This window comes from Halomonas sp. (assembly GCF_052095765.1).
Classification (GTDB): domain Bacteria; phylum Pseudomonadota; class Gammaproteobacteria; order Pseudomonadales; family Halomonadaceae; genus Halomonas.
Map to the genome: position 1 here is coordinate 1 of NZ_JBQDJZ010000001.1, position 23,493 is coordinate 23,493.

20 protein-coding genes are annotated in these 23,493 nt (G+C 59.3%); 12 read left to right on the forward strand and 8 right to left on the reverse strand.

Annotated features, from left to right (window positions below; all coding sequences use genetic code 11):
* Positions 1-1,606, reverse strand: a 1,606-nt coding sequence (gene argS / locus ACTH3D_RS00005) for an arginine--tRNA ligase (protein ID WP_441663943.1), incomplete at its 3' end; no start/stop codon positions are given.
* A 144-nt stretch (positions 1,607-1,750) separates the two neighbouring features.
* Positions 1,751-3,994, reverse strand: coding sequence for a primosomal protein N' (locus ACTH3D_RS00010; RefSeq protein ID WP_441663945.1), 2,244 nt, complete (start codon positions 3,992-3,994; stop codon positions 1,751-1,753).
* A gap of 159 nt (positions 3,995-4,153) precedes the next feature.
* Between ACTH3D_RS00010 and rpmE the strand changes: the two genes are divergently transcribed.
* The 3 genes from rpmE to ACTH3D_RS00025 all read left to right on the forward strand — a co-directional run bounded on the left by rpmE (position 4,154) and on the right by ACTH3D_RS00025 (position 6,561).
* Entirely contained in the window at positions 4,154-4,366 is a 213-nt protein-coding gene (gene rpmE, locus ACTH3D_RS00015) for a 50S ribosomal protein L31 (protein WP_441663947.1), read from the forward strand.
* A 211-nt stretch (positions 4,367-4,577) separates the two neighbouring features.
* Complete coding sequence (locus ACTH3D_RS00020) at positions 4,578-5,849, forward strand: malic enzyme-like NAD(P)-binding protein (RefSeq protein ID WP_441663949.1); 1,272 nt, start codon at positions 4,578-4,580, stop codon at positions 5,847-5,849.
* Positions 5,850-6,132: 283 nt separating this feature from the next.
* On the forward strand, positions 6,133-6,561 hold the full coding sequence (locus ACTH3D_RS00025) for a cold-shock protein (protein ID WP_441663951.1): 429 nt from the start codon (positions 6,133-6,135) through the stop codon (positions 6,559-6,561).
* 122 nt (positions 6,562-6,683) lie between these two features.
* Here ACTH3D_RS00025 and ACTH3D_RS00030 read toward each other — a convergent pair whose 3' ends face one another.
* From ACTH3D_RS00030 to map, 6 genes are read right to left on the reverse strand one after another with little or no spacing between them, the layout of a single operon-like run.
* The gene (locus ACTH3D_RS00030; RefSeq protein WP_441663953.1) at positions 6,684-7,073 is read right to left on the reverse strand and encodes a hypothetical protein; all 390 of its coding nucleotides are present in this window, start codon (positions 7,071-7,073) and stop codon (positions 6,684-6,686) included.
* Positions 7,074-7,080: 7 nt separating this feature from the next.
* Entirely contained in the window at positions 7,081-8,256 is a 1,176-nt protein-coding gene (gene dapE, locus ACTH3D_RS00035; protein WP_441663955.1) for a succinyl-diaminopimelate desuccinylase, read from the reverse strand.
* Positions 8,257-8,287: 31 nt separating this feature from the next.
* Positions 8,288-9,313 (reverse strand): 2,3,4,5-tetrahydropyridine-2,6-dicarboxylate N-succinyltransferase, encoded by a 1,026-nt coding sequence (gene dapD / locus ACTH3D_RS00040; RefSeq protein WP_441663957.1) that lies wholly within the window; start codon positions 9,311-9,313, stop codon positions 8,288-8,290.
* 54 nt (positions 9,314-9,367) lie between these two features.
* The gene (locus ACTH3D_RS00045; RefSeq protein ID WP_441663959.1) at positions 9,368-9,712 is read right to left on the reverse strand and encodes a Spx/MgsR family RNA polymerase-binding regulatory protein; all 345 of its coding nucleotides are present in this window, start codon (positions 9,710-9,712) and stop codon (positions 9,368-9,370) included.
* Between the two features lie 27 nt (positions 9,713-9,739).
* Positions 9,740-12,445, reverse strand: a complete 2,706-nt coding sequence (locus ACTH3D_RS00050) for a [protein-PII] uridylyltransferase (RefSeq protein ID WP_441663961.1) — start codon at positions 12,443-12,445, stop codon at positions 9,740-9,742.
* 12 nt (positions 12,446-12,457) lie between these two features.
* Positions 12,458-13,249 carry a type I methionyl aminopeptidase gene (gene map / locus ACTH3D_RS00055; RefSeq protein ID WP_441663963.1) on the reverse strand — a complete coding sequence of 264 codons (792 nt, stop codon included), beginning with the start codon at positions 13,247-13,249 and terminating at the stop codon, positions 12,458-12,460.
* 300 nt (positions 13,250-13,549) lie between these two features.
* Here map and rpsB point away from each other — a divergent pair, with 300 nt between their 5' ends.
* From rpsB to bamA, 9 genes are all read left to right on the forward strand, one after another.
* A complete protein-coding gene (gene rpsB / locus ACTH3D_RS00060; RefSeq protein ID WP_441663965.1) occupies positions 13,550-14,314 on the forward strand; it encodes a 30S ribosomal protein S2 in 765 nt (254 codons plus the stop codon).
* A 163-nt stretch (positions 14,315-14,477) separates the two neighbouring features.
* Positions 14,478-15,350 carry a translation elongation factor Ts gene (gene tsf, locus ACTH3D_RS00065; RefSeq protein ID WP_441663967.1) on the forward strand — a complete coding sequence of 291 codons (873 nt, stop codon included), beginning with the start codon at positions 14,478-14,480 and terminating at the stop codon, positions 15,348-15,350.
* 120 nt (positions 15,351-15,470) lie between these two features.
* Positions 15,471-16,235: a UMP kinase gene (pyrH, locus tag ACTH3D_RS00070; protein WP_441663969.1), complete on the forward strand. Its 765-nt coding sequence runs from the start codon at positions 15,471-15,473 to the stop codon at positions 16,233-16,235.
* A 4-nt stretch (positions 16,236-16,239) separates the two neighbouring features.
* Complete coding sequence (gene frr / locus ACTH3D_RS00075; RefSeq protein WP_441664105.1) at positions 16,240-16,797, forward strand: ribosome recycling factor; 558 nt, start codon at positions 16,240-16,242, stop codon at positions 16,795-16,797.
* A 79-nt stretch (positions 16,798-16,876) separates the two neighbouring features.
* Positions 16,877-17,635, forward strand: a complete 759-nt coding sequence (uppS, locus tag ACTH3D_RS00080) for a polyprenyl diphosphate synthase (protein ID WP_441663971.1) — start codon at positions 16,877-16,879, stop codon at positions 17,633-17,635.
* Positions 17,628-18,428 carry a phosphatidate cytidylyltransferase gene (locus tag ACTH3D_RS00085; protein ID WP_441663973.1) on the forward strand — a complete coding sequence of 267 codons (801 nt, stop codon included), beginning with the start codon at positions 17,628-17,630 and terminating at the stop codon, positions 18,426-18,428. Before uppS ends, ACTH3D_RS00085 begins: the two co-directional genes overlap by 8 nt.
* On the forward strand, positions 18,425-19,657 hold the full coding sequence (gene ispC, locus ACTH3D_RS00090) for a 1-deoxy-D-xylulose-5-phosphate reductoisomerase (RefSeq protein ID WP_441663975.1): 1,233 nt from the start codon (positions 18,425-18,427) through the stop codon (positions 19,655-19,657). Before ACTH3D_RS00085 ends, ispC begins: the two co-directional genes overlap by 4 nt.
* A 22-nt stretch (positions 19,658-19,679) precedes the next feature.
* Positions 19,680-21,035, forward strand: coding sequence for an RIP metalloprotease RseP (gene rseP, locus ACTH3D_RS00095; protein WP_441663977.1), 1,356 nt, complete (start codon positions 19,680-19,682; stop codon positions 21,033-21,035).
* 91 nt (positions 21,036-21,126) lie between these two features.
* Positions 21,127-23,472: an outer membrane protein assembly factor BamA gene (bamA, locus tag ACTH3D_RS00100; RefSeq protein WP_441663979.1), complete on the forward strand. Its 2,346-nt coding sequence runs from the start codon at positions 21,127-21,129 to the stop codon at positions 23,470-23,472.
* Positions 23,473-23,493: the final 21 nt, after the last annotated feature.

Genomic DNA, 23,493 nt, shown 5'->3' on the forward strand with positions numbered 1-23,493 from the left:
GACGGGCATTTCGCTGGGCGTTGTCGTCAACCATCACTTTGACGGCGTTGTAGCAAGTGTGAAACTCGCCTGCCAGATCTTGTAGGTACTGGGCAATCTGCTGGGGCTCGCGTGAACTGGCTGCGTGTTCCACCACTTCGGGGAAGCGGGCCAGGCGGTTGATGACCGCTTTTTCCTGCTCGGCTTCCAGCAGTGCGAGATTGACCATGGCCTGTTCGGGGTCGAAGGGGGTGCCTTCGGCATCGGCCTTGCGCAGCATGCTGCACACCCGGGCATGAGCATACTGCACGTAATAGACCGGGTTGTCGTTGGACTGGGAGCGCGCTAGGTCGATATCAAAGGTTAGTTGTGAATCAGCGCGACGGGCAGCCAGGAAAAAGCGAGTGGCATCGCGACCGACTTCGTCGATCAGGTCGCGTAGGGTCACGTAGCTGCCGGCGCGCTTGGAGAGCTTAACCTCAACGCCGGAGCGGGTCACCAGCACCATCTGGTGCAGCACGTAGTCGGGCCAGCCCTGTGGAATGCCGGCTTCCAGCGCCTGCAAACCGGCACGTACGCGGGTTACCGTGGAGTGGTGGTCGGCACCCTGTTCGTTGATCACGGTGGTGAAGCCGCGCTGCCACTTGTCCTGATGGTAGGCAACGTCGGGCAGGAAATAGGTATAGCTGCCGTCAGTTTTGCGCATGACCCGGTCCTTGTCATCACCAAACTCGGTGGTGCGGAGCCAGGTAGCGCCGTCTTTCTGATAGGTGTGGCCGTTGTCGGTCAGCCGTGCTGCCGTGGCCTCAACCTTGCCATCAGCATATAGCGAGGACTCGAGAAAATAGACGTCGAACTCAACGCCGAAGGCGCGCAGGTCAAGATCCTGTTCGCGGCGCAGGTAGGCCACGGCGAAGTCGCGGATCGCTTCGAGATCATCAGGGTTGCCGTCAGCCGTGACCTGGCGGTCGTCGGCATAGACGGTTTCTCTGGCCAGATAGGACCTAGCGACATCGCTGATATAGCCGCCGCGATAGCCGTCGGCAGGCCAGTCGTTCTGCTCGGGCTCGACGCCTTTGGCGCGGGCCTGTACCGACAGCGCCAGGTTGTTGATCTGGGCGCCGGCATCGTTGTAGTAGAACTCGCGGGTTACGTTATAGCCGGTGGCTTCAAGCAGGCGGCACAAGCAGTCGCCGATGGCGGCGCCGCGCCCGTGACCAACATGCAGCGGGCCGGTGGGGTTGGCTGAGACGAACTCGACCTGCACCTTTTCGCCCTGGCCGATGAGGCTACGCCCGAAGGCGTCGCCGGCCTCCAGAACGTGGCGCACCACCTGGGCGGCTGCATCGGTTGCGGCGAAGAAGTTGATGAATCCCGGCCCGGCTATCTCCACCTGACGTAGCGCCTCGCTGTCTGGTAGACCAGCAATGATGGCTTTAGCCAGCTCGCGAGGGTTCTTGCCGGCTGGCTTGGCCAGCATCAGTGCCAGGTTGGTGGCATAGTCGCCATGGGTCTTGTCCCGGGTGGGTTCAACCTTAATGGTCGGGCTGATAGTGTCGGGCAGCTGGCCCTGGTGTTTGAGTTGGTCCAGCGCGCCTTCAAGCAGCGCAATGATAGTGTCTTTCATGGAATGTCAGAAGTCCTGTGACGCGGGCAAATGTCTCTCGCCCGACGGCGGGCATGGGGCACGGTGACGTATTATCGTCAATCACGGCGCGGCTTTAAAGCCTAGTGCCGGCGAGCCAGGATTGAAGGCGTTGCTGGCAGCGGCTCAACTGAGCGTTTGTGGGTCGATATCCAGCGACCAGCGTACGCGTCTTGCTCGAGACTCGCTTTCGAGCCAAGCGACGAGCCAGGCGCTGGCTTCGTGTAGTTGGCTGCGTTTAGCCGCACTTAACATCAACTGCAGATGATAGCGGCCTTGTCGACGCTCCATGGGGGCCGGCACCGGCCCCAGGCAGTCGACTTTTAGCTGCCGATGTTGCAATTGTTGACGAAGTGCGTCGCCAGCCGCCTCAGCTAGCTCACGAGCTTGCTCCTCGCGCGGGCTTTCTATCCGCAGCAGGGCCAGAAAGCGGAAAGGGGGCAGTGCGGCGATTCGGCGCTCCTCCAGAAGCTGCTCGGCTAGGGCATTGTAGCCTTCATTGGCAAGTAAGCGCAGGTTAGGGTCGTCGGCATGTAGCGTCTGTACCAGTACCCGCCCTGGCAACTCTGCGCGTCCGGCGCGCCCAGCCACCTGTTCGAGCAGCTGGGCGCTGTGCTCAAGCGCCCGGAAGTCGCTGGCATAAAGGCCCGCGTCGGCATTGATGACCACCACGAGGGTGACGTGAGGCAGGTGGTGGCCCTTGGCCAGCATCTGGGTGCCGACCAGCAGGCAAGGCTCGCCGCGGCGCACTTCATTGAGAATTTGTTCCAGCGAGTCGCGACGGCGCGTGCTGTCGCGATCGATTCTGTGAACCGGCGTGTCAGGAAACTGCTCGGCCAGGGTTTCCTCGCTGCGTTCGGTGCCAGTGCCCAGCGGACGCAGATCACCGCTGCCGCAGTCCGGGCAGACCGCTGGTTGGGGGCTGCGGTGCTCGCAATGGTGGCAGACCAGCAGCGGCGGCTGGCGGTGCAGCGTCATCCGGGCGTCGCAGTGCTCGCAGTCGGCCATCCAGCCGCAGGCGTGACAGGACAGCGTCGGGGCAAAGCCGCGGCGGTTGATGAACACCAGCACCTGGTGGCCGTCGGCGATAGTGGCGGCGATCTGTTTTTGCACCGGCGGTGTTAGCCCGCCGTGACGCACTCGGCCGCGTATGTCGACCAGCTCGAGTTTCGCGGGAGCATGGCGCGTGGCGCGCTGAGTCAGCTTGAGATGACGATAGTGTCCGCTCAGGGCGCGCTGCAGGCTTTCCAGCGAGGGTGTGGCGCTGCCCATGACCAGCGGTATGTCAGCGCGCTGGGCGCGCACTACTGCCAGGTCGCGGGCATGGTAGCGCAAGCCGTCTTGCTGCTTGAACGAACTGTCGTGTTCTTCATCGACAATGATTACCCCGGGCTTTTCCAGCGGCGTAAAGATTGCCGAGCGGGTGCCGATGATGATGCGTGCTCGGCCGCTGGCTGCGGATTCCCAGGCATCCAGCCGTTCGCTGTCATTGAGCCCTGAGTGTAGTGCCACAACGGGTAAGCGGAAGCGCCGGCGAAAGCGCGACAGGGTCTGCGGTGTTAGGCTGATTTCAGGAATCAGCACTAGTGCCTGGCGGCCCCGGCTGACTACGGCCTCGATCAGCTGCAGGTAGACCTCGGTCTTACCGCTGCCGGTGACGCCATGCAGCAGGCAGGGGTGAAAGGCATCGAGCTGTTCGTGTACCGCTGCCAGCGCGGCGGACTGCTCGCGGTTCAGCGACAGCGTGGGTTCGGCAAGATAGCCTTTGCTGATGTGCTCCGGCGTGCCGGTCAGCGGTTCTTCGGTGGCCTTGATAAGGCCCTTGCTTGCCAGGGCGTTCAGCTGCGGTCGAGTGAAGGACTGGGCCATGATCGCCTGACTGACCAGCCCCGTTGGGTGCTGGCGCAGCATGTCGAGCAGGGCGGCCTGGCGGGGTGCGCGGGCCGGCTCGCCGGAGGGTGTCTGCTGGCCTTGGGGCGTCAGTCGCCAGTGCTCCCGGATCTGGGTTTCAAGCGCCTGTCCCTGGCGCAGCCTGGCGGGCAGAGCGTGATGTAGGGTGTCGCCCAGTGCGTGCTGGTAGTAGCGGGCGGTGAACTGGCACAGCCATAACCAGTCTGCCGGCAGTGGGCGGCTGTCCAGACATTCATCAATCGCCTTGAGCTTATTCTCGGGCACGTCACTATGATCGCGGCATTCGATGACAATACCGACAACTTGGCGGTTGCCAAAAGAAACGCGTACACGAAGCCCTGGCTGCCAGCCGTGCTCAGGGGCCTCTGTGCTGGGCCGATAGTCGAACAGGCGGCGCAGTGGCGAGGGGATTGCGACCCCTAGAATGCGAGGACGTGACGGAAAAGTGGTATCGGGCAATTGGCCTCCACGATTGACTCTGTTAAGATGCCGGGTCGCTTTTGCCACCATGGGTCGTCATGGCCGGGTGGATGAAGGTGCCGGTTAGCATGTTCCATAACCCGTATGCGGTGCCTGGCAACGGATCAGGTGGCGGCATACCGCTCGATGAGGCTCAAGATGAAACAAGGTATTCACCCCGATTACAAGGCGGTCAGCGCGACTTGCTCCTGCGGCGCAACCTTCGAAGTGGGCTCGACGTCCGATCACGACTTCAACCTGGATGTCTGCTCGCAGTGCCACCCGTTCTACACCGGCAAGCAGAAGCAGGCGTCAAGCGGTGGTCGTGTCGAGCGCTTCAACAAGCGCTTTGGTGCAGCGGTCAAACGCTGAGTTGCCGCGGTATCTTTACGATGCTGGATAAAAAACCCGCCGATTGGCGGGTTTTTTGTTCACGTTTCAGCGGCAGCATTCATACTGCCTGTGACATGGCTGCTTTCTGCGATATTTCTTGTGCCCTGAATAATGACGTAAGTTGAGAAACTGAAGGGCTTTTTATACGCTGAATAGCAATTTCCACTCCATTACTGCGGATACAACAAGCATGATCGACGCGAATAAGCAGGCAGCGCTGGATTATCACTCGTCCCCCATTCCCGGAAAATTGTCGGTGGAGCTGACCAAGCCAACCGCCACAGCCCGGGATCTGTCCCTGGCCTATAGTCCCGGGGTAGCTGAGCCCGTTCGCGAAATTGCTCGTGATCCGGAAAATGTCTATCTGTATACTGGCAAGGGCAATATGGTCGCTGTGATTACTGACGGTACGGCGATTCTCGGCCTGGGCAATCTGGGACCAATGGCCAGCAAGCCGGTGATGGAAGGCAAGGGCGTGTTGTTTAAGCGCTTCGCCGGCATCAACTCCACCGATGTTCAGGTGAATGCTGAGAGCCCTCAGGCGTTTATCGACACCGTGGCCCGTATTGCGGATACCTGGGGTGGCATCAACCTCGAGGATATCAAGGCGCCTGAGTGCTTCGAAATTGAGCGCGCGTTGATTGACCAGTGCAATATTCCGGTGTTCCACGACGACCAACATGGCACGGCCATTGTGACAGCGGCGGGTATGCTCAATGCCTTGGATATTGCCGGGAAGTCGCTAGCGCAGACGCGTATTGTATGTTTGGGTGCCGGTGCGGCGGCTATCGCCTGCATGAAGCTCTTGGTGGCCTGTGGTGCTCGCGCTGAAAACCTGATCATGCTGGACCGTCGGGGCGTGATTCACACTGGCCGACAGGATCTCAACCAGTACAAGGCCATGTTCGCCATTGATACCGACAAGCGCACCCTGGATGACGCTATTGATGGTGCTGATGTGTTCGTCGGGCTGTCGGGCCCTGGCCTGATGAGCGCCGATCACATGCGTAAGATGGCGCCGAATCCGGTGGTGTTCGCCTGCACCAACCCCGACCCGGAAATCGATCCTGACCTGGCCCGCGAGACGCGACCTGATGTGATCATGGCCACGGGGCGTTCCGACTACCCGAACCAGGTCAATAATGTGCTGGGCTTCCCTTTCATCTTCCGTGGAGCGTTGGATGTTCGCGCGACCCGCATTAATGAGGAAATGAAGATTGCGGCTGTCCACTCACTCAAGGACCTGGCCCGTGAGCCGGTACCTCAGGAAGTGCTTGAAGCGTATGGCAGGGAGAACATGAGTTTCGGGCGGGACTACATCATTCCCACGCCGGTAGATGCGCGTCTGCTGGGGCGGGTGTCCTCAGCCGTGGCTCAAGCGGCAGTAGACTCGGGGGTGGCTCGCAAGCCTTATCCATCACACTATCCGCTGAAAGACGTGGCGGATGTTTATGGTGACTGAGGCAGGCGCCTGATGTAGATAGTGAGGTAAGTGACAACGCCGGCCATTGAGCCGGCGTTGTTGTGTTGTAGTTTTGTCGGTGCTGTGTCGCTGCTGTGTCGATATTGTGCCGTTGCTGTATATAGGGCTTGATTTTTTTGATCATGGTAGAATTTTAAGGCTTGATGTCGCTGTTCATCGTGGCATCGGCATGTTATCGGGGCGGAGTGTCGCTTGCATTGCAGCGCTATCCGCCTCACCAGTCTGTCCTTGATTGAATTTTACAAGAGAGTATTTAAGGGTTATGAACTCAAAAGTTGTATTGCGTAGTTGTATTGTCAGTCTGTTACTGGCGTTGCCAGCCCCCTGGCTGATCGTTCTGTTCGCTGGCTGGTTTGGTGATCAGGTGGCGTTACCGGGATATGTTGCCGTGGTGGCTGCGGTTTTTGTACTGATGCTAGTAGCTACCCTTGTGGTGGGTGCGCTTGGTGCACCAACGACCGGGCAGATCGAGGTCGAAGATGATGGCCGCGAGATTGGTGAGGTCAAGTGGTTCAATGTCAATAAAGGCTATGGGTTTATCACTCGTGATACCGGCGAAGATGTGTTTGTGCATTTTCGCGCGATTCGCGGGCATGGCCACCGCACACTGGCAGAAGGTCAGAAGGTGAGGTATCACACCTCTCGCAATGAGCGCGGGCTGCAGGCTGACGATGTCACCGTGATTACCTGACACCGAGTCAGTAAGTGAAAAAAGGTAAGTCGTAACGCGCCCTGTCTTGACGCTGAGTCATGAGCAGGGCGCTTTGCTGTGACTGCTCTGCTAGGTCTGCTCTGTCAGGGGTCGTTGGTGGCTTAATGTCCTGAATCAACCCATGCGATGATGCACTCGCTACCATCGGCGGATATCTGCAAGAAGCGGTCGGGGTCATCGCCAGGGTGCCAGCCGCCCAGCGAACAGCGCACCTCGCAGTTTAGGGCGGCAGCCGCTGCGCGAGCCAGCTCAGCATCCGTGGCCCAGGGGGTGGCCGGGCTGTCCAGCCACAGGCTGGTGAAGCCATCGGCGGCTTTCTCTACCAGCAGTATCGGGATGGCATCTCCCTGATAGCGCCCCCGGCTGCGCCAACGCAGCTTGCCGGCAGGCTCAAGTGCTGTAGCGCCAATGGCTTCACCGAGCCAGGCATCGACCGCCTCGCGCTCCACTTTTTTGGCCAAATAGATCTCGATATCGGGGTAGCATTCCATGGCAGTCTCAGTCGGCGGTGGCGGAAGGGGCAAATAGGTGGGCGAGTATGGCTTCGTAAATGCTTGAAAGTTCGTCAAGGTCAGCAGCGCATACCCGCTCATTGACCTTGTGAATGGTGTTGTTGAGTGGGCCGAGCTCGACAACCTGGGCGCCCAGGGTAGCGATAAAGCGGCCATCCGAGGTGCCGCCGGAGGTCGACAGCGCAGGGCGACGACCGGTGATCTTGCTAACGCCGGCCACCGCGGCATCAATCAGCTCGCCTTCGGCGGTCAAGAAGGGTTCGCCGTTCAGTGTCCAGTCCAGTCGATAGTCGAACTCGTAGGCATCAAGGATAGCTTCGGTGCGCTTGCGCAGTTGATCGTGGGTGAGCTCCGTGGAGTAGCGAAAATTGAACACCACTTCTAGCTCGCCAGGGATCACATTGGTGGCGCCAGTGCCGCTGCGGATATTGGAAATCTGGAAGCTGGTGGCGGGGAAGAAGTCGTTGCCTGAATCCCAGTGCTCCCTGGTCAGTGCATCCAGCGCCGGCAGCACCTGGTGGATGGGATTGCGCGCCAGGTGAGGGTAGGCCACATGCCCCTGGACACCGTGCACCTGAAGCTCGCCGCCTAGCGAGCCACGCCGACCGTTCTTGATTACATCACCGATCTGTTCGCTGGAAGATGGCTCGCCAACGATGCAGTAGTCCAGCCGTTCGTGGCGTTCACGAAAAAGCTCTACCACCGCGCGGGTGCCGTCCACTGCTGGGCCTTCCTCATCAGAAGTAATTAGGAAAGCGATGCGGCCAGGGTGGTCGGGGTGCGCTGAAATGAAACGCTCCACCGCCGTCACCATAGCGGCCAAGCTGCCTTTCATGTCAGCAGCGCCACGACCGCACAGCATGCCATCGTCGTCAATCCGTGGCTCGAAGGGCGGATGCTCCCAGTGCACGTGAGGGCCTGCTGGCACTACGTCTGTGTGTCCGGCAAAGGCCAGTACCGGGCCGTGGTGGCCATGCACTGCCCAGAAATTCTCTACTTCGCCATAGGGTAGCTGTTCGATGCGAAAGCCCAGGCGCTCTAGGTGTTCGATCATCAGCGCCTGGCAGCCCTGGTCGTCGGGAGTCACTGAGGGGCGTCGCATCAGCGCCATGGCTAGTGCCAAGGTGGGGCTCAGGGCAATATCATTGTTAATTGGGAGCATTCGGTCGTCCGCAGCTCAAGGTGTGGGCATATCAGTTATGCGCGTGCAGTGCTTCATTCAGGGCGATAGCGCTCTTGTTGGTTAGACACTCGATGCGACCATTGCGCGAGTTGCGACGCAGCAGCAGGTCGTTTTGACCTGCTAGGTCGCGGGCGGTGACGGTATCGACCTCCTGGCCTTTGTCATCCATCACCACCACCTTGGCGCCGGCGGTGATGTACAGGCCGGCTTCCACGGTGCAGCGATCTCCCAGCGGAATACCGATGCCGGCATTGGCGCCAATTAGGCAGCCTTCGCCAACGCGGATGGTGATGTTGCCGCCGCCTGATAGGGTGCCCATGGTGGAGCAACCGCCGCCAAGATCAGAGCCTTTTCCTACCATGACGCCAGCCGAGATGCGGCCCTCGATCATACCGGGCCCTTCAGTGCCGGCATTGAAGTTGACGAAACCCTCGTGCATCACCGTGGTGCCTTCGCCCAGATAGGCGCCAAGGCGAACACGCGAGGCATCACCGATACGTACGCCAGTAGGCACCACGTAGTCGGTCATCTTGGGGAACTTGTCCACGCAGTCCACTGACAGGCGGCGGCCTTCAAGACGCGCCTTGAGGCGGCGGGTCGGCAACTCATCGACATCAATGGGGCCTTCGCTGGTCCAAGCGATGTTGCGCAACAGGCCGAACATTCCGGTTAGGTCGAGCCCGTGGGGCTTGACCAGCCGGTGCGACAGGAGATGCAGCTTGAGGTAGACCTCCGGTGTGCTGCGTGGCGGTGCATCCACTTCCAGAAACGTGGCCACCAGCGGGCGTTGGCTGGCCGCTAGCGTCTCAGCCAGCTGGGCCTGAGTCTCATGGCCGGCGTCGCGTAGAGCGTCGGCCAGTGGTGCGCAGTGCTCGGGTAGAAAGCTGACCACTGCATTGCCGGCCGGTGCGTCAAGCACCCGGCGGGCGGCCTGCGTTAGACTGACGGCGGGTTCAAACAGCGGCTCAGGGTAGTACACCTCAAGCCATTCGCCGAGGTTGTTCTGGGTGCCTGTTCCAAATGCAAGGCTAAACATACGGTGTCCTCTGTGAGCTGACGCGGTGGCGCTCTGTTGTGTCTTGCTCAGGCATCAGCCCTGGAGATCATTGTAGTCGCCGTCACGATACCCAACGCGGATCTCTTCGCCGGTATCCAGTACCGGTCGCTTGATCAGGGTGGGGTGAGTCAGTAGCAGCTCGCGAATCTCACCATCGCCGCTGCTTACCTTCTCGGCATCGCTCAGGTTGCGCCAGGTCGTACTGCGCTTGTTAAGCAGTGTTAGCAGAGCGACCCGTTCAAGTAGTTCTTCGAGCAGTCCGGCAGACAGGCCGTCTTCACGCAGGTCGTGGACACGGTAGGCGAGGCCCTTGTCGTCGAGTGCCTTGCGCGCCTTGCGGCAGGTATCGCAGGACTTGATTACGTATAGCATCAGCATCTGTTTTGTCCTTCAGGTAGGTGGGCTTCATTCAGCAATGCTCAGCACGTCGATCAGCCGTTTGCGCAGCTGTTGTTGCCGTTCTGGATCAGTGAGCGGAGCACCGTTGCGGTCGGTGATGAAAAACACGTCTTCGACGCGTTCGCCGAAGGTGGCGATCTTGGCTGCCGAGAGTGCGATCTCCTGCTCCATGAAAATACGTCCGACCCGGGCCAGCAGGCCGGGACGGTCGGGTGCCAACAGTTCCAACAGGGTGCGTTCGTTGGTCGGGTCTTGTTCGATGACTACCTCGGTGGGCACCCGGAAATGCCTGAGCTGGCGTGGCGTGTAGCGGGTGACGATTTGCGGGTAGTCGTCGGGATCGTCGAGCTCTTCGACCAGGTGATGATGAATGGCGTCCAGGCGTTGGTGATCACGGATTGGTTGGCAGCGATCGTCCAGCACGATAAAGGTGTTGAGCGTCCAGTTGTTGCTGGAGGTGGCAATGCGCGCGTCCTGAATCGACAACCCCAGCTGGTCCATGGCCGCTGCGGTGGCGGCAAACAGGTTGTCCACCGAGCGAGTATGAATGAACACCTTGGTGCCGCCTTCGTTACTGTCTTCGGGCGGCGCGCTGAGCATCACCAGCGGCAACTGACTATTTTCATGGGTGCTGCCGTGATTGCTGCTGTGATTAAGAATGCCCTGGGTCTGCCAGGCGATCTCGCTGGGGGCGTACTGTAGAAAATAGTCTTCGCCCAGCGAGCGCCATAGCCTATCTACCCTGGCGATATCGGCACCCAGCGCGGCCAGCAGTGAGCGGGCTTCGGCGCGAGTTTCGCGCACGGTGTCATCGCGGTCCAGCGGGTGTTCCAGTCCGCGGCGTAGGGCGCGTCGGGTCTGCATATATAACTGTCGCAGTAGCGAGGCGCGCCAGCCGTTCCACAGCGTCGGGTTTGTGGCGTTGATATCGGCCACGGTCAGCACGTACAGGTAATCCAGGCGGGTCTCGTCGGCGACAATGTGGGCGAACTCGCCGATCACCTCTGGGTCAGTGATGTCGCGTTTCTGGGCGACCATCGACATCAGCAGGTGGTGCCTAACCAGCCAGGTCACCAAGCGGGTATCGCGTGGCGCCAGCTGGTGTTGCTGGGCAAAGGCTTCAGCTTCCTCTGCCCCGATCACTGAGTGGTCGCCACCGCGCCCTTTGCCGATGTCGTGAAACAGGCCGGCGATCCACAGCAGCTCCAACTTGGGCAGCTGGTGTACCAGCGGTGCTGCCACCGAGAAGTTTTCTTTAGCCTCGGGCTTGTGGAAGTCGTGTATGCACTTGAGCAAACGCAGGGTGTGGGCGTCCACGGTGTAGATGTGGAACAGGTCGTGCTGCATCAGGCCCACGGCCTGGCCAAAGGCCGGCAGGTACTTGCCAAGCACGCCGTAGCGGTTCATGCGCCGCAGTTGGCGGGCCACGTTGCCCGGTGCCCGCAGCAGACGCATGAACAGCGCCTGGTGCTGGGGGCTGGCGCGGAAGCGGTCGTCGATCAAATGTCGGTGATCGCGGATCAGGCGGATGGTGTCGGCGCGTACGCCCTCGATGTGCGGGTGCTCGGCCATCAGCGCAAACAGTTCCAGTAGTGCGGCAGGGTCGTCGTTGAATACCCGGCGCTGGCAGGCCTGAATGTAGCCGGCTTTGATCTCGAAACGCGCGTTGAGCGGTTCGATGATCGGGTCTTCACCGGCGTGCAGGATGACCTCGTCGAAATGCTGCAACAGCATATCGTTGAGCCCGGCCAGCGCGGTGACGTGGCGGTAGTAGCGTTTCATGAAACTTTCCACCGCCAGACGCTCGGGGGTGTCACGAAAGCCAAATAGCTCGGCGATGGCCGCCTGATGATCAAACAGCAGGCGGTCTTCGGCGCGACCAGCCAGCATGTGCAGCGCATAGCGTACCTGCCACAGGAAGGCTTGGCCCTGGCTGAGGATGTGCAGCTCGGCATCGTTCATGAAGCCGCCGGCCACCAGCTGTGAATAATGCTCGGTGCCGAAGTGACGCTTGGCCACCCAGCCGATCATCTGGATATCACGCAGCCCGCCGGGAGAGCTCTTGATGTTGGGCTCCAGGTGGTACTCGGAATTGTTGAAGCGGCGGTGGCGGGCGATCTGTTCCTGCCACTTAGCCTCGAAGAAGAGCTCAGAGGGCCATAGCTGCTTGGTGGCAAGTCGCTCCTGCATGGCTTCGCGCAAGCGCTCTGGGCCGGCTAGGGTGCGTGTTTCGATCAGATTGGTGATAATGGTGATATCGGCGCTGGCTTCACGCTCACAGTCGTTCAGTGAGCGTACGCTATGGCCGATCTCAAGGCCGATATCCCACAGGAAGGTGATGAAAGCGCTGAGCGGTTCGCGGTAGGCGCTGTCGTCGTCGTGTTCAAGCAGGATCTGCAGGTCCACATCAGAGTGCGGATGCAGTTCGCCACGGCCATAGCCGCCCACCGCCAGCAGGGCGATGCCGTCATCTTGCCAGTCATGCTGCTGCCAGGCGACTTCTAGCAGGCGGTCGAGACACCACGCGCGGCCACGCACCAGGTCGCGAATGTCGCTGCCGGTGTGGAAGCGTTCGTCGAGCCGCGCCTGGATTTCGCCCAGCGCGGCCTTGAATGGCGCGATGGGCGATCGGCTGCCGGCAAGCTCGCTGCGAAAGCCCTCGATATCGAACAGGCTGGTGTCAGGATGAAACTGATAATGGTGCAGCAGCATAGGGTGGTCAGCTCAGTCAGCGAGGAAGGAGAGGTCTTCGTCGCTGCGGGCGGTGAGCACCTCCACGCCAGTGGCGGTGACCAGCAGGGTGTGCTCCCACTGGGCAGTCAGGCTCTTGTCGCGTGTCACGGCGGTCCAGCCGTCGCGCAACACCTTGGTCTGGTACCCGCCAACGTTGATCATCGGCTCGACGGTGAAGCACATGCCTTCGGCCAGCACCAAGTCGGCCTCGGGAGCATAGCCGTCGTAGTGCAGCACCTGGGGGTCTTCGTGGAAGCCTGCACCAATGCCGTGGCCGCAGAAGTCGCGAACTACCGAGTAGCCGTTGGCTTCAGCGTGTTCCTGGATGGCGCGTGCCAGTTCTGACAGTCGTGCGCCCGGGCGAATCAATGCCATGCTGCGGTACAGGCATTCCTGGGTGATGCGGCACAGACGTTCGCCCTGGATGCTTTCGCCGATGATGTACATCACGCTGGAGTCGCCGTGGTAGCCGTCGGCAGTTTTTACCGTGACGTCCAGGTTCATGATGTCGCCTTTCTTGAGCGACTTCTTGTCATCGGGAATGCCGTGGCATACTACGTGATTGATCGAGGTGCAGACCGATTTGGGGAAACCGTGGTAGTTGAGCGGAGCCGGCGTCGAGCCGAGGGTGTTGACGATATAGTCGTGGCACAGGCGGTCAATTTCGCCGGTGGTGACGCCAGCCTTTATGTAGGGGGCAATCATTTCGAGCACGCTGGCAGCCTGACGGCCGGCTTCGCGCATCTTGGTGATTTCGTCGAGCGTCTTGATGGGTACGTTCATGGGTTCTCGAGGTCAGAGGAGTGTCGCTGCACAGCGCTGATAGCATGGTGTAGCTTCATCTTGCAGTCGATCTATGGTATAAAGCTGCGCGCTTTCCTGCAAATTCACCGACAAGTTCCATCATGCCAGTCGTCTGGATGCTGTGCTGTCATTGGAATGGCAGGGTGAGCGCTATATCAATTGTAATGTAATGCCTTGAAAACACACATGCACCGACACATGGTCCCGGGTGCTTTCGGTTCGCCGATAGTCGGATCCATGGGGTGCGTGGAGGCCTAACCCGATTTTCAGGAGTTATCCATGTCACACGTCAATATGCGCGATCTGCTGAAGGCAGGCGCTCACTTCGGTCACCAGACCCGTTATTGGAATCCGAAGATGAGCAAGTACATCTTCGGTGCGCGCAACAAGATTCACATCATCAACCTCGAGCATACGCTGCCGGCCCTCAATGAGGCTATCGATGTGGTTGAGAAGATGGCGGCGTCGAACAACAAGATCATGTTCGTCGGCACCAAGCGCAGCGCCAGCAAGGTTATCAAAGAAGAGGCTAACCGCGTTGGTCAGCCCTTCGTCAATCATCGCTGGCTCGGTGGTATGCTGACCAACTTCAAGACTATTCGCCAGTCGATCAAGCGTCTGCGTGAACTTGAGGGAATGCGTGAAGACGGCACCTTCGAAAAGCTGACCAAGAAAGAGGTCCTGATGGCGACCCGCGAGCAGGATAAGCTCGAGCGCTCCATCGGTGGTATCAAGGACATGGGCGGTTTGCCTGATGCGCTGTTCGTCATCGATGTCGATCATGAGCGAATTGCTATCAACGAAGCCAACAAACTGGGTATTCCGGTGATCGGTGTGGTTGATACCAACTCCAATCCGGATGGTGTTGACTACATCATTCCGGGTAACGATGACTCGATTCGTGCTATACAGATCTACGTCAAGGCTATTGCAGACGCCTGTGGCCGTGCCAAGGAGGGTCGCCCTGACGAGTTCGTCGAGGTTAACGAGGCCGCCGCCGAGCCAGCTGCTAGCGAAAACGAAAGCAGCGCCGCCGCCGAGTAATCAGCAGCCTGCCCTAGGCGTTGTGCCTCAAAAGATGTGAAGAAAGGGGCTGCGGCCCCTTTTTAAAACATGCCAGGGCGAGGTGGGGCCGCCGACATCTGTGTCGACGGCAGACTTTCAGGTCGGCCTGTTTTTCAGGCCGAACTATTAGAGGAAATTAATCATGGCAGCTATCAGCGCCTCTCAGGTCAAGGAACTGCGTGATCGTACTGGTCTTGGCATGATGGAGTGCAAGAGCGCACTCACAGAAGCCGGTGGCGATATCGACGTCGCGATTGAAAACCTGCGTAAGAATTCCGGCCTCAAAGCCGCCAAAAAGGCTGGCCGTACCGCCGCCGAAGGCGTCGTGGTTACCCGTGTTGCTGAAGACGGCAACTACGGCGTGATGGTTGAGATCAACTCTGAGACGGACTTCGTCGCCCGTGATGACAACTTCAAGGCGTTTGCCGATCGTATCGCCGACGCTTTCTTCGCTGCCAAGAACGAAGACGTGGCAGCAGTGATGGCCGGTGAGCTGGAAGAAGTCCGCGAGCAGTTGGTGCAGAAGATCGGTGAAAACATCGGCGTGCGTCGCTGCGTGGTAGTCGAGGCCGCTCCGCAGGGAACGCTGGTCGGAGAGTATGTCCATGGTGGTCGCATCGGTGTGCTGACTGTGCTGAAAGGCGGCAACGCTGAAGTCGGCAAAGATGTGGCCATGCACGTGGCGGCCATCAATCCGGCTGTGGCGCTGCCTGAGGATATGCCCCAGGAACACCTGGATGCTGAAAAATCCATCATCATGGCTCAGCCCGATATGGCCGGCAAGCCCGAGCAGATCGCTGAGAAAATGGTCCAGGGTCGCCTGAAGAAGTACCTGGCGGAGAACAGCTTGACCGAGCAGCCGTTCGTCAAGGATCCGAACCAAAGCGTCGCCGAGTTCGTAAAAGCGGCGGGTGGTGAAGTCGTTTCTTTCACGCGCTTTGAAGTGGGTGAAGGCATCGAGAAGGAAGAAGTCGATTTCGCTCAGGAAGTCATGGAGCAGGCAGGCCGTAAGTAAGGCTGTCCGTTTCGTTATACGAAAGCGTGCGCGTAAGCGCACGCTTTCGCGTGTTCGGTCGGTGCATCCGGCCGCATCATCCCCCACGCTGTCAACTCTGCTCGACCCGGAGATAACGTTATGAGCCAAGCTGAAACCGCCACGCCCAGGTCTGATAAGTCACGCCCTCAGGTATCCAAGTTCAAGCGTATTTTGCTCAAGCTGTCAGGCGAGGCACTTACTGGAAATGCTGAGTTTGGTATTGACCCGCAGGTGCTGGACCGGATGGCGCTGGAGATTGGTCAGCTTGTCGGTATTGGCGTTCAGGTCGGTATCGTGGTGGGCGGTGGCAACCTGTTTCGCGGCGCGGCACTGCATGAGGCGGGCATGGATCGGGTAACTGGTGACCACATGGGCATGCTGGCAACAGTGATGAATGCACTGGCTATGCGCGATGCGCTGGAGCGCTCCAATATCCGCTCCCGGGCCATGTCAGCCATCCCTATGACAGGTGTGGTGGAGCACTATGACCGTCGGACGGCTATCCGCTACCTGACCTCTGGTGACGTGGTATTGTTCGCTGCGGGAACGGGTAATCCGTTCTTTACCACCGACTCGGCGGCCTGCCTGCGCGGCATCGAGATTGATGCTGATGTGGTGATCAAGGCCACCAAGGTCGATGGAGTGTATGACAAGGACCCGGTGAAATATTCCGATGCGGTCAAGTACGAGCGTCTTTCCTACGACGATGCGCTTGACCAGAAACTGGGTGTCATGGATTTGACCGCCATTTGCCTTGTGCGTGACCATGACATGCCGGTGCGGGTGTTCAACATGAACAGGCCTGGCGCGCTGCTGAATCTGGTAGTGGGCGGCCGGGAAGGAACGCTGATTGATAGAGGGTAACATCGTGATTGACGATATCAGGAAAGATGCGCAAAGCCGCATGAAAAAAAGCGTTGAGGCGCTGCATAACAACTTCAACAAGATCCGCACCGGTCGGGCACACCCGAGTATTCTGGATGCCGTTCAGGTTGATTACTACGGCGGTATGGTACCCATCAGCCAGGTGGCATCGGTGAATGTCGAAGATGCGCGGACCCTCAGCATTGTGCCTTGGGAGCAGGGTATGGTTGCCAAGGTGGAAAAGGCCATCATGACGGCTGAGCTGGGCCTCAACCCGTCGAGCGCGGGCAATGTGATTCGCGTTCCGATGCCTATGTTGACCGAAGAAACGCGCAAGGGATATATCAAGCAAGCGCGCCAGGAAGCAGAAGCGGCGCGGGTTTCGGTACGCAACGTGCGTCGCGACGCCAATAACGATGTCAAGGCGCTGCTTAAGGACAAGGATATTTCCGAGGATGAAGCCCGTCAGGGTGAGGACGCCATTCAGAAGATCACTGATGCCACAGTGGCTGATATTGACAAAGCGCTGGAGTCCAAGGAACAGGATCTGATGCAGGTCTGAAGGCGGTCTTGCCTGGCGGCAGTGAGCGTTGAGCTGCCGCCACCGCTTCCCCTGATGTTGAGCAGCCATAAGAGGCACCATGACGTCATCGACACCGGGCCTTCTGCCTGAGGGTTCAAAGCCACGTCACGTCGCCATCATCATGGATGGCAACAATCGCTGGGCTAAGGCCCGCGGGCAGTCTGGAATCCGCGGGCATCATGCCGGGGTTGAGGCTGTGCGTGCGGTCATTCGCCGGGCGGCTGAGCAAGAAATTGAAACCCTGACATTGTTCGCTTTTTCCAGCGAAAATTGGCGCCGTCCGCGCACTGAGGTCGAGGCCCTGATGCAGCTTTTTCAGCTGGCGCTGCAGCGTGAGGTCAAGAAACTGCATCGCTATGGTATTCGCCTATCGGTCGTTGGCGATCGCGAAGGTCTTCCTGCGGTCGTACGCAAGCATATTGACAAGGCCGAAGCGCTGACCGCTGACAATACCCGCCTGCATCTGGTCATTGCTGCTAACTACGGTGGTCAGTGGGATATCGCCCGGGCCGCCCGTCGTCTGGCCGAGCGTGTCGATCGGGGTGAGATAAGTCCGCTGGATATCGATGAAAACAGTCTGGGGCAGGCGATGTGTCTGGCGACTGATGCGCCGGTCGACCTGTGCATCCGCACCAGCGGAGAGCAGCGTATCTCCAACTTCATGCTTTGGCAGATGGCTTATGCCGAGCTCTATTTCACCTCGGTTCTGTGGCCGGATTTCGGTGCCGATGCCTTTGATGCAGCGTTGCTGGATTTTGCCGGACGTAAACGTCGCTTTGGCAGGACTGATGATCAGGTAGAGGACGCCGGTGCTTAAACAACGCATTATTACCGCCCTGTGGTTGTTCGTGGTAGCCGGAGTCGGCCTATTTGTGCTGTCCGGCAGTGCCTTCACGGTCTTTACTGCTGCTGTTGTGTTGTTGGGAAGCTGGGAGTGGGCCAACCTGGCCGGGTTGTCATCTACCGGCAAGCGCCTGCTGGCGGTGGTCGCCATGGCGGCAGTGTTAGCGCTTATGTATGCCACCGGCAATGTTTTGGCAACCTGGCCGCTGTGGGTCGCAGCGGCAGGCTGGCTGGTCAATCTTTACTGGGTGATCGGCTACCCCGGGCGTGTGGGACAGTGGAGCGGCATGGCCATGCGCCTGCTGATGGGGTTGTGGGTGCTGGTAACGGCCTGGGTCGGACTTAACGTGCTGCGCGACCTGGGGGCCATCTGGCTGCTGTACGTGCTGCTGCTGGTGTGGAGTGCAGATATCGGCGCTTACTTCGTTGGCCGTGCTTTTGGTAAGCGCAAACTGGCGCCAAGCGTCAGCCCCGGCAAGTCCTGGGAGGGTGTGTTTGGTGGAGCGGCACTGACAGCGTTACTGGCCATTGGGTTTGCCTTGGGCATGAAGCTTGGCCTGGGTAGTGGTCTGTTACTGCTGGCGGCTACGGTTGTCGTGTCGTTGGCTTCGGTGCTGGGTGACCTGCTCGAAAGCATGCTCAAACGCTACCGCGGCATCAAGGATTCCAGCAATCTGTTGCCGGGCCACGGTGGCGTACTTGATCGTATCGACAGCCTTACTGCAGCGGCGCCTCTGTTTGCGCTGTTCAAGGTGCTGGGCTCATGAGCCGACGCCTAGCGGTTACGGTACTTGGCGCCACCGGTTCAATAGGTGCCAGCACCCTTGATGTTCTGGCTTGCCACCCTGATCGCTACCGTGTGTATGCGCTTACTGCCCACCGCTCTCGGGAAACCCTGCTGAGCGCCTGTCTGCGCCATTGCCCTGAAGTCGCCGTTATCGACGCGCAAGCGGATGCACGCTGGCTGCGTACTGCGCTACGCAAGGCTGGGCTGGGTACCGAAGTGAGGCATGGTGCCGAGGCGCTGGTTGATGTCAGCCAGGCTGGCGAAGTTGATGTGGTCATGGCAGCGATCGTCGGCGCCGCCGGTCTGCTACCGACCCTGGCGGCAGTGCGCGCGGGTAAGCGGGTGCTGCTGGCCAACAAGGAGGCGCTGGTGATGTCCGGCGCGCTATTCATAGATGAAGTTGCTCGGCATGGTGCAACGCTTCTGCCCATCGATTCTGAACATAATGCTATCTATCAGTGTCTACCTACCGAACTGAGCGGTGGCCAGGCAGGCTCTCATTCTCATGGGCAGGGGAGCCGTCTGGCGCAACATGGCGTGACGCAGCTACTGTTGACGGCGTCGGGCGGCCCTTTCCGCGGCTGGAGTGCTGAAGCACTGGCTAAAGTGACCCCGGATCAGGCGTGTGCCCATCCTAACTGGTCCATGGGGCGCAAGATATCCGTCGATAGCGCCACTTTGATGAACAAGGGGCTGGAGCTGATCGAAGCCTGCTGGCTGTTCGATGCGCGGCCTGATCAGGTGCAGGTGGTTGTTCATCCGCAGAGCGTGGTGCACTCCATGGCAGCTTACAGCGATGGCTCGGTGCTGGCGCAGCTTGGCAATCCGGATATGCGCACGCCTATTGCCTATGGTTTGGCTTGGCCTGAGCGGATTGACGCCGGTGTCAGGCCGCTGGACTTGTTTGAAGTGGCAAGGCTGGATTTCGAGGCACCGGACGAGACGGCGTTTCCGTGCCTGCGCCTGGCCCGCGACGCCATGCAAGCTGGTGGGACCGCGCCAGCCATTCTTAACGCCGCCAATGAAGTCGCCGTGGCGTCTTTTCTTGGGGGCAGGCTCGGATTTGATGGCATACCTGAGCTTGTGGCCCGGGTCCTTGAGGCGTGTCCGGTAACTGATGCCAGTGAGCTTGACGCCGTGCTGGATGCTGATGCCAGGGCTCGGAATGAGGCCAGTGTCCGGCTGACTCAATGTCAGGCTTACCAATAATGACAGCTTCCAGGAGATTGACGTGGGTCTGATCCAGAACGTTCTGGCCGTCATTGTCGTACTCGGCCTGCTGGTGACATTCCATGAGTTCGGGCACTTTTGGGTAGCCCGGCGCTGTGGCGTCAAGGTACTGCGGTTCTCTGTTGGCTTTGGCCGACCGCTGTGGTCACGCTACGACCGGCATGGCACCGAGTTTGCCGTGGCCGCCATTCCGCTGGGTGGCTACGTCAAGATGCTGGATGAGCGTGAGGGCGGAGTCGATCCCGCCGATGCGGATCAGGCATTCAACCGTAAATGTGTGTGGCAGCGCATTGCTATTGTGGCCGCAGGGCCGATTGCCAACTTCTTGCTGGCCATCGTTGCCTATTGGCTGTTGTTTGTTGTGGGAACCACCGCAGTAGTGCCCACCATTGGTCAAGTGGCGCCAGGCTCTCCTGCTCAGCAGGCGGGTCTGCAGGCAGGCCAGGAAATCAGCGCTGTACAGGGCGAGCGGGTGCGTACTTGGGAAGATATCGGTCTCAAACTGATAGCCCATATCGGCGTTACCGGCGTTCTGGATGTTGAGGCGCATGGTGGAAACAGCCAGGTCGCACGCTCTTATGCGGTGCCGGTTAACGACTGGCTGGTGGGCCAGGATCCGCCTCAGCCGCTGCAGAGCCTGGGTGTAGTACCCTGGCGTCCGGCTGTACCGGCAATAATTGGCCAGCTGCTGGAGAATGAGCCGGCGCAGCAGGCCGGGCTCATGGTGGGTGACAAGGTACTCAGTGTTGCTGGCGAACCGATAGCTGACTGGCACGCATTTGTTGAGCGCGTTCAGGCCAGTCCGGGCCGTGAGCTGACGCTTGACGTGGCGCGTGATGGTGAGGTGTTATCTCTGGGCATCATACCAAGCCACAAGGCCAACGCGGGTCAGAGCATTGGCTATATCGGTGCCGGCGCCGAGGCGGTAAACTGGCCAGGCTCGGCTGTGCGAGATATCCGTTACGGGCCGCTCGAAGCGGCAGGGCAGGCTGTGCAGCGTACCGGCGAAATGACGCTGCTGACGCTGGGAGCTATCCGTAAGATGCTCGTCGGGTTGATTTCTCCTAGCAATCTGTCAGGTCCGATCACCATTGCACGTATTGCTGGAGATTCGGCGCGCTCTGGTCTGGAAGGTTTTATCAGCTTTTTGGCTTACCTGTCGATCAGCCTCGGGGTGTTGAACCTGCTGCCGATTCCGATGCTGGATGGGGGGCACCTGATGTTTTACCTGATTGAGGCGGTCCGCGGTAGACCAGTTTCTGAGCGGGTTCAGGATGTGGGCCTGAGAATCGGTATTGCCCTGGTGGGTACGCTGATGCTCATGGCACTGTATTTCGACGTGATGCGACTGTGGTAGGCTGTTGCGACGGCTTGTCAGCAGACCATACAAATGTATAAGGTGCCTGTCAGAAAATGGGTGGGCAGATCAACTTGAGCGAATCGACTGCATGAAGATCAAGAACATCGGACTGGCGGCTGTGCTGCTGGCCAGTGCCAGTGTGGCACAGGCGGATCCCTTTGCGATCAGGGATATTCGTGTGGAAGGCCTGCAGCGGGTGTCTGCTGCCTCAGTGTTCAACGCCTTTCCTGTAAGTGCCAGTCAGACAGTAGACGAGCGACAGCTAGCTGCTGCGGCACGCCAGCTGTTTGCTACGGGGTTATTCGATGATGTGCGTCTGGCCCGTGAGGGCGACATACTGATTATCGAAGTTGAAGAGCGCCCGACCATTTCACGCCTGAACATTCAGGGTAACAAGCAGATCTCCAATAACGATCTGCGCAATGGCTTGCGTGAAGCCGGTCTCGACGAGGGGCAGGTGCTGCAGCTTTCAACACTGGAAGAGCTCGAACGTGAGCTGGCCGGGGTCTATCAGGCCCAGGGCCGTTACAGCGCCAGGATCAAAACCAGTGTTGAGCCTGCGGGTGCTGGCCGGGTTCAGGTCAATATCGACATCGATGAAGGCGCAATAGCGCGTATCCGCCAGCTGAATATCGTCGGCAATAAAGCCTTTGACGATGACACCCTGCGTGATGTCTTCGAGCTGGAAGACACCCCCGGCTGGTTCTTTGGCTGGTTTTCTGACGACAAGTATTCGCGTCAGGCACTATCCGGTGACTTGGAGCGTCTGCGCTCCTACTATCTTGACCGCGGCTATGTGAACTTTAATGTCGACTCCACCCAGGTGTCGATCAGCCCTGATAAGTCGCAGATTTATATTACTGTCAACATCACTGAAGGCAGGCAGTACCGGCTGGGAAATATCAGTTTTGCTGGCGACATGCGTATACCCGAGCGTGAAGCCAGGGAGTTGCTGCAGGTCAACAGTGGAGACATCTTTTCACTCAGCGATGTCACGGCTTCATCCGAAGCGCTGCGCTCGCGGCTGGGAGCCGAAGGCTTTGCCTTTGCCGAGATCAACGGTATTCCCGAAGTCAGTACCAGTGGTGATGCCGTGGATCTGACCTTCGCGGTAAATGCGGGGCGGCGTGCCTATGTGCGGCGTATCGAGTTCGTTGGTAACACCACGACCCAAGACGAAGTGCTGCGTCGTGAAATGATCCAGATGGAAGGCGCTCCGGCCTCAACCGACGCGATTGCCCAGTCCCGCCAACGTCTAGAGCGGTTGGGCTTTTTCAAGCAGGTTGAAGTGCAGACAGAGTCGGTGCCGGGTGCGGGCGATCAGCTGGATGTGACCTATACCGTTGAAGAGCAGCCTTCAGGCTCGATATCTGCGAGTATCGGTTATTCACAGAGCGCGGGTGTGATTTATGGAGCCGCACTGGCCCAGGATAACTTCCTCGGCACAGGAAACCGCGTGAATATCGGTGCCCAGCGCAGTGACTACTACACCAGCGTTAACTTTGGCTTCACCGACCCCTACTGGACGCTGGATGGCATCTCCCGAGGCTACCACCTGTTTTATCGTGAAACCAATTACCGAGACACCGATATATCGACCTACTCGACGGATGCCATCGGTGGCGGGATCAACTTCGGCTATCCGATCAATGAAGTCACACGCCTGAATTTCGGTGCGGATATCGAGAGCCTCAAGATAAAGACCTATCGGGATACACCGTCCGAGATCGAGCGTTATGCGCAGGATCAGGGCGCCAGAGCCGATTCGTTGCGCTTGCTGGCCAGCTGGACGCGTAATGATCTGAACCGCGGCCTTATGCCGACTGCGGGTAACTATCATCGTCTTTCCATGGAAGCCTCGGTGCCCGGCTCTGACGCCCAGTTCTACAAGATGCGGGCCCAAGCGCGCCATTTCTTCCCCTTCAACGAAGAAGAAACTTGGACCCTGAAGTTCAGTGCTGAAGCGGGCTATGGAGACAGCATTGGCAGCGATCCCTACCCGTTCTATGAGAACTTCTTCGCAGGTGGCCTGGGGTCGGTGCGCGGTTACACCTCCAGCACCCTGGGGCCGCTTACTACGCCTCGGGGTAACGGTGGCATAACCACGATGGGTGGTAACGTGCTGATTCAGGGCAGCGCTGAGTTGATTTTTCCGATGCCATTTGTGGATGACCAGCGCTCAGTGCAGCCGTCGCTGTTTGTTGATGGCGGCAACACCTTCCTGACATCCTGCTACAAGGTGATGCCAGAGGATCAGTCGCGCCAGCGCTGCAAGTCCGGTGTTGATCTTGGCGAGCTTCGCTACAGCGCGGGCATAGGGCTTTCTTGGCTGACCCCGGTAGGGCCGCTGACGTTCAGCATAGCCAAGCCGATTAACAAGAAAAGCGATGATGACACCCAGGTGTTCCAGTTCTCACTGGGTCAGACATTCTGACTTTTGCCATGGAGTTTGATG

Bases quoted from the DNA above. Each gene is read 5' to 3' on its own strand.
- rpmE (WP_441663947.1), top strand. From the start codon at position 4,154: ATGAAACAAGGTATTCACCCCGATTACAAGGCGGTCAGCGCGACTTGC.
- ACTH3D_RS00020 (WP_441663949.1), top strand. From the start codon at position 4,578: ATGATCGACGCGAATAAGCAGGCAGCGCTGGATTATCACTCGTCCCCC.
- ACTH3D_RS00025 (WP_441663951.1), top strand. From the start codon at position 6,133: ATGAACTCAAAAGTTGTATTGCGTAGTTGTATTGTCAGTCTGTTACTG.
- ACTH3D_RS00030 (WP_441663953.1), bottom strand. From the start codon at position 7,073: ATGGAATGCTACCCCGATATCGAGATCTATTTGGCCAAAAAAGTGGAG.
- dapE (WP_441663955.1), bottom strand. From the start codon at position 8,256: ATGCTCCCAATTAACAATGATATTGCCCTGAGCCCCACCTTGGCACTA.
- dapD (WP_441663957.1), bottom strand. From the start codon at position 9,313: ATGTTTAGCCTTGCATTTGGAACAGGCACCCAGAACAACCTCGGCGAA.
- ACTH3D_RS00045 (WP_441663959.1), bottom strand. From the start codon at position 9,712: ATGCTGATGCTATACGTAATCAAGTCCTGCGATACCTGCCGCAAGGCG.
- ACTH3D_RS00050 (WP_441663961.1), bottom strand. From the start codon at position 12,445: ATGCTGCTGCACCATTATCAGTTTCATCCTGACACCAGCCTGTTCGAT.
- map (WP_441663963.1), bottom strand. From the start codon at position 13,249: ATGAACGTACCCATCAAGACGCTCGACGAAATCACCAAGATGCGCGAA.
- rpsB (WP_441663965.1), top strand. From the start codon at position 13,550: ATGTCACACGTCAATATGCGCGATCTGCTGAAGGCAGGCGCTCACTTC.
- tsf (WP_441663967.1), top strand. From the start codon at position 14,478: ATGGCAGCTATCAGCGCCTCTCAGGTCAAGGAACTGCGTGATCGTACT.
- pyrH (WP_441663969.1), top strand. From the start codon at position 15,471: ATGAGCCAAGCTGAAACCGCCACGCCCAGGTCTGATAAGTCACGCCCT.
- uppS (WP_441663971.1), top strand. From the start codon at position 16,877: ATGACGTCATCGACACCGGGCCTTCTGCCTGAGGGTTCAAAGCCACGT.
- ispC (WP_441663975.1), top strand. From the start codon at position 18,425: ATGAGCCGACGCCTAGCGGTTACGGTACTTGGCGCCACCGGTTCAATA.
- bamA (WP_441663979.1), top strand. From the start codon at position 21,127: ATGAAGATCAAGAACATCGGACTGGCGGCTGTGCTGCTGGCCAGTGCC.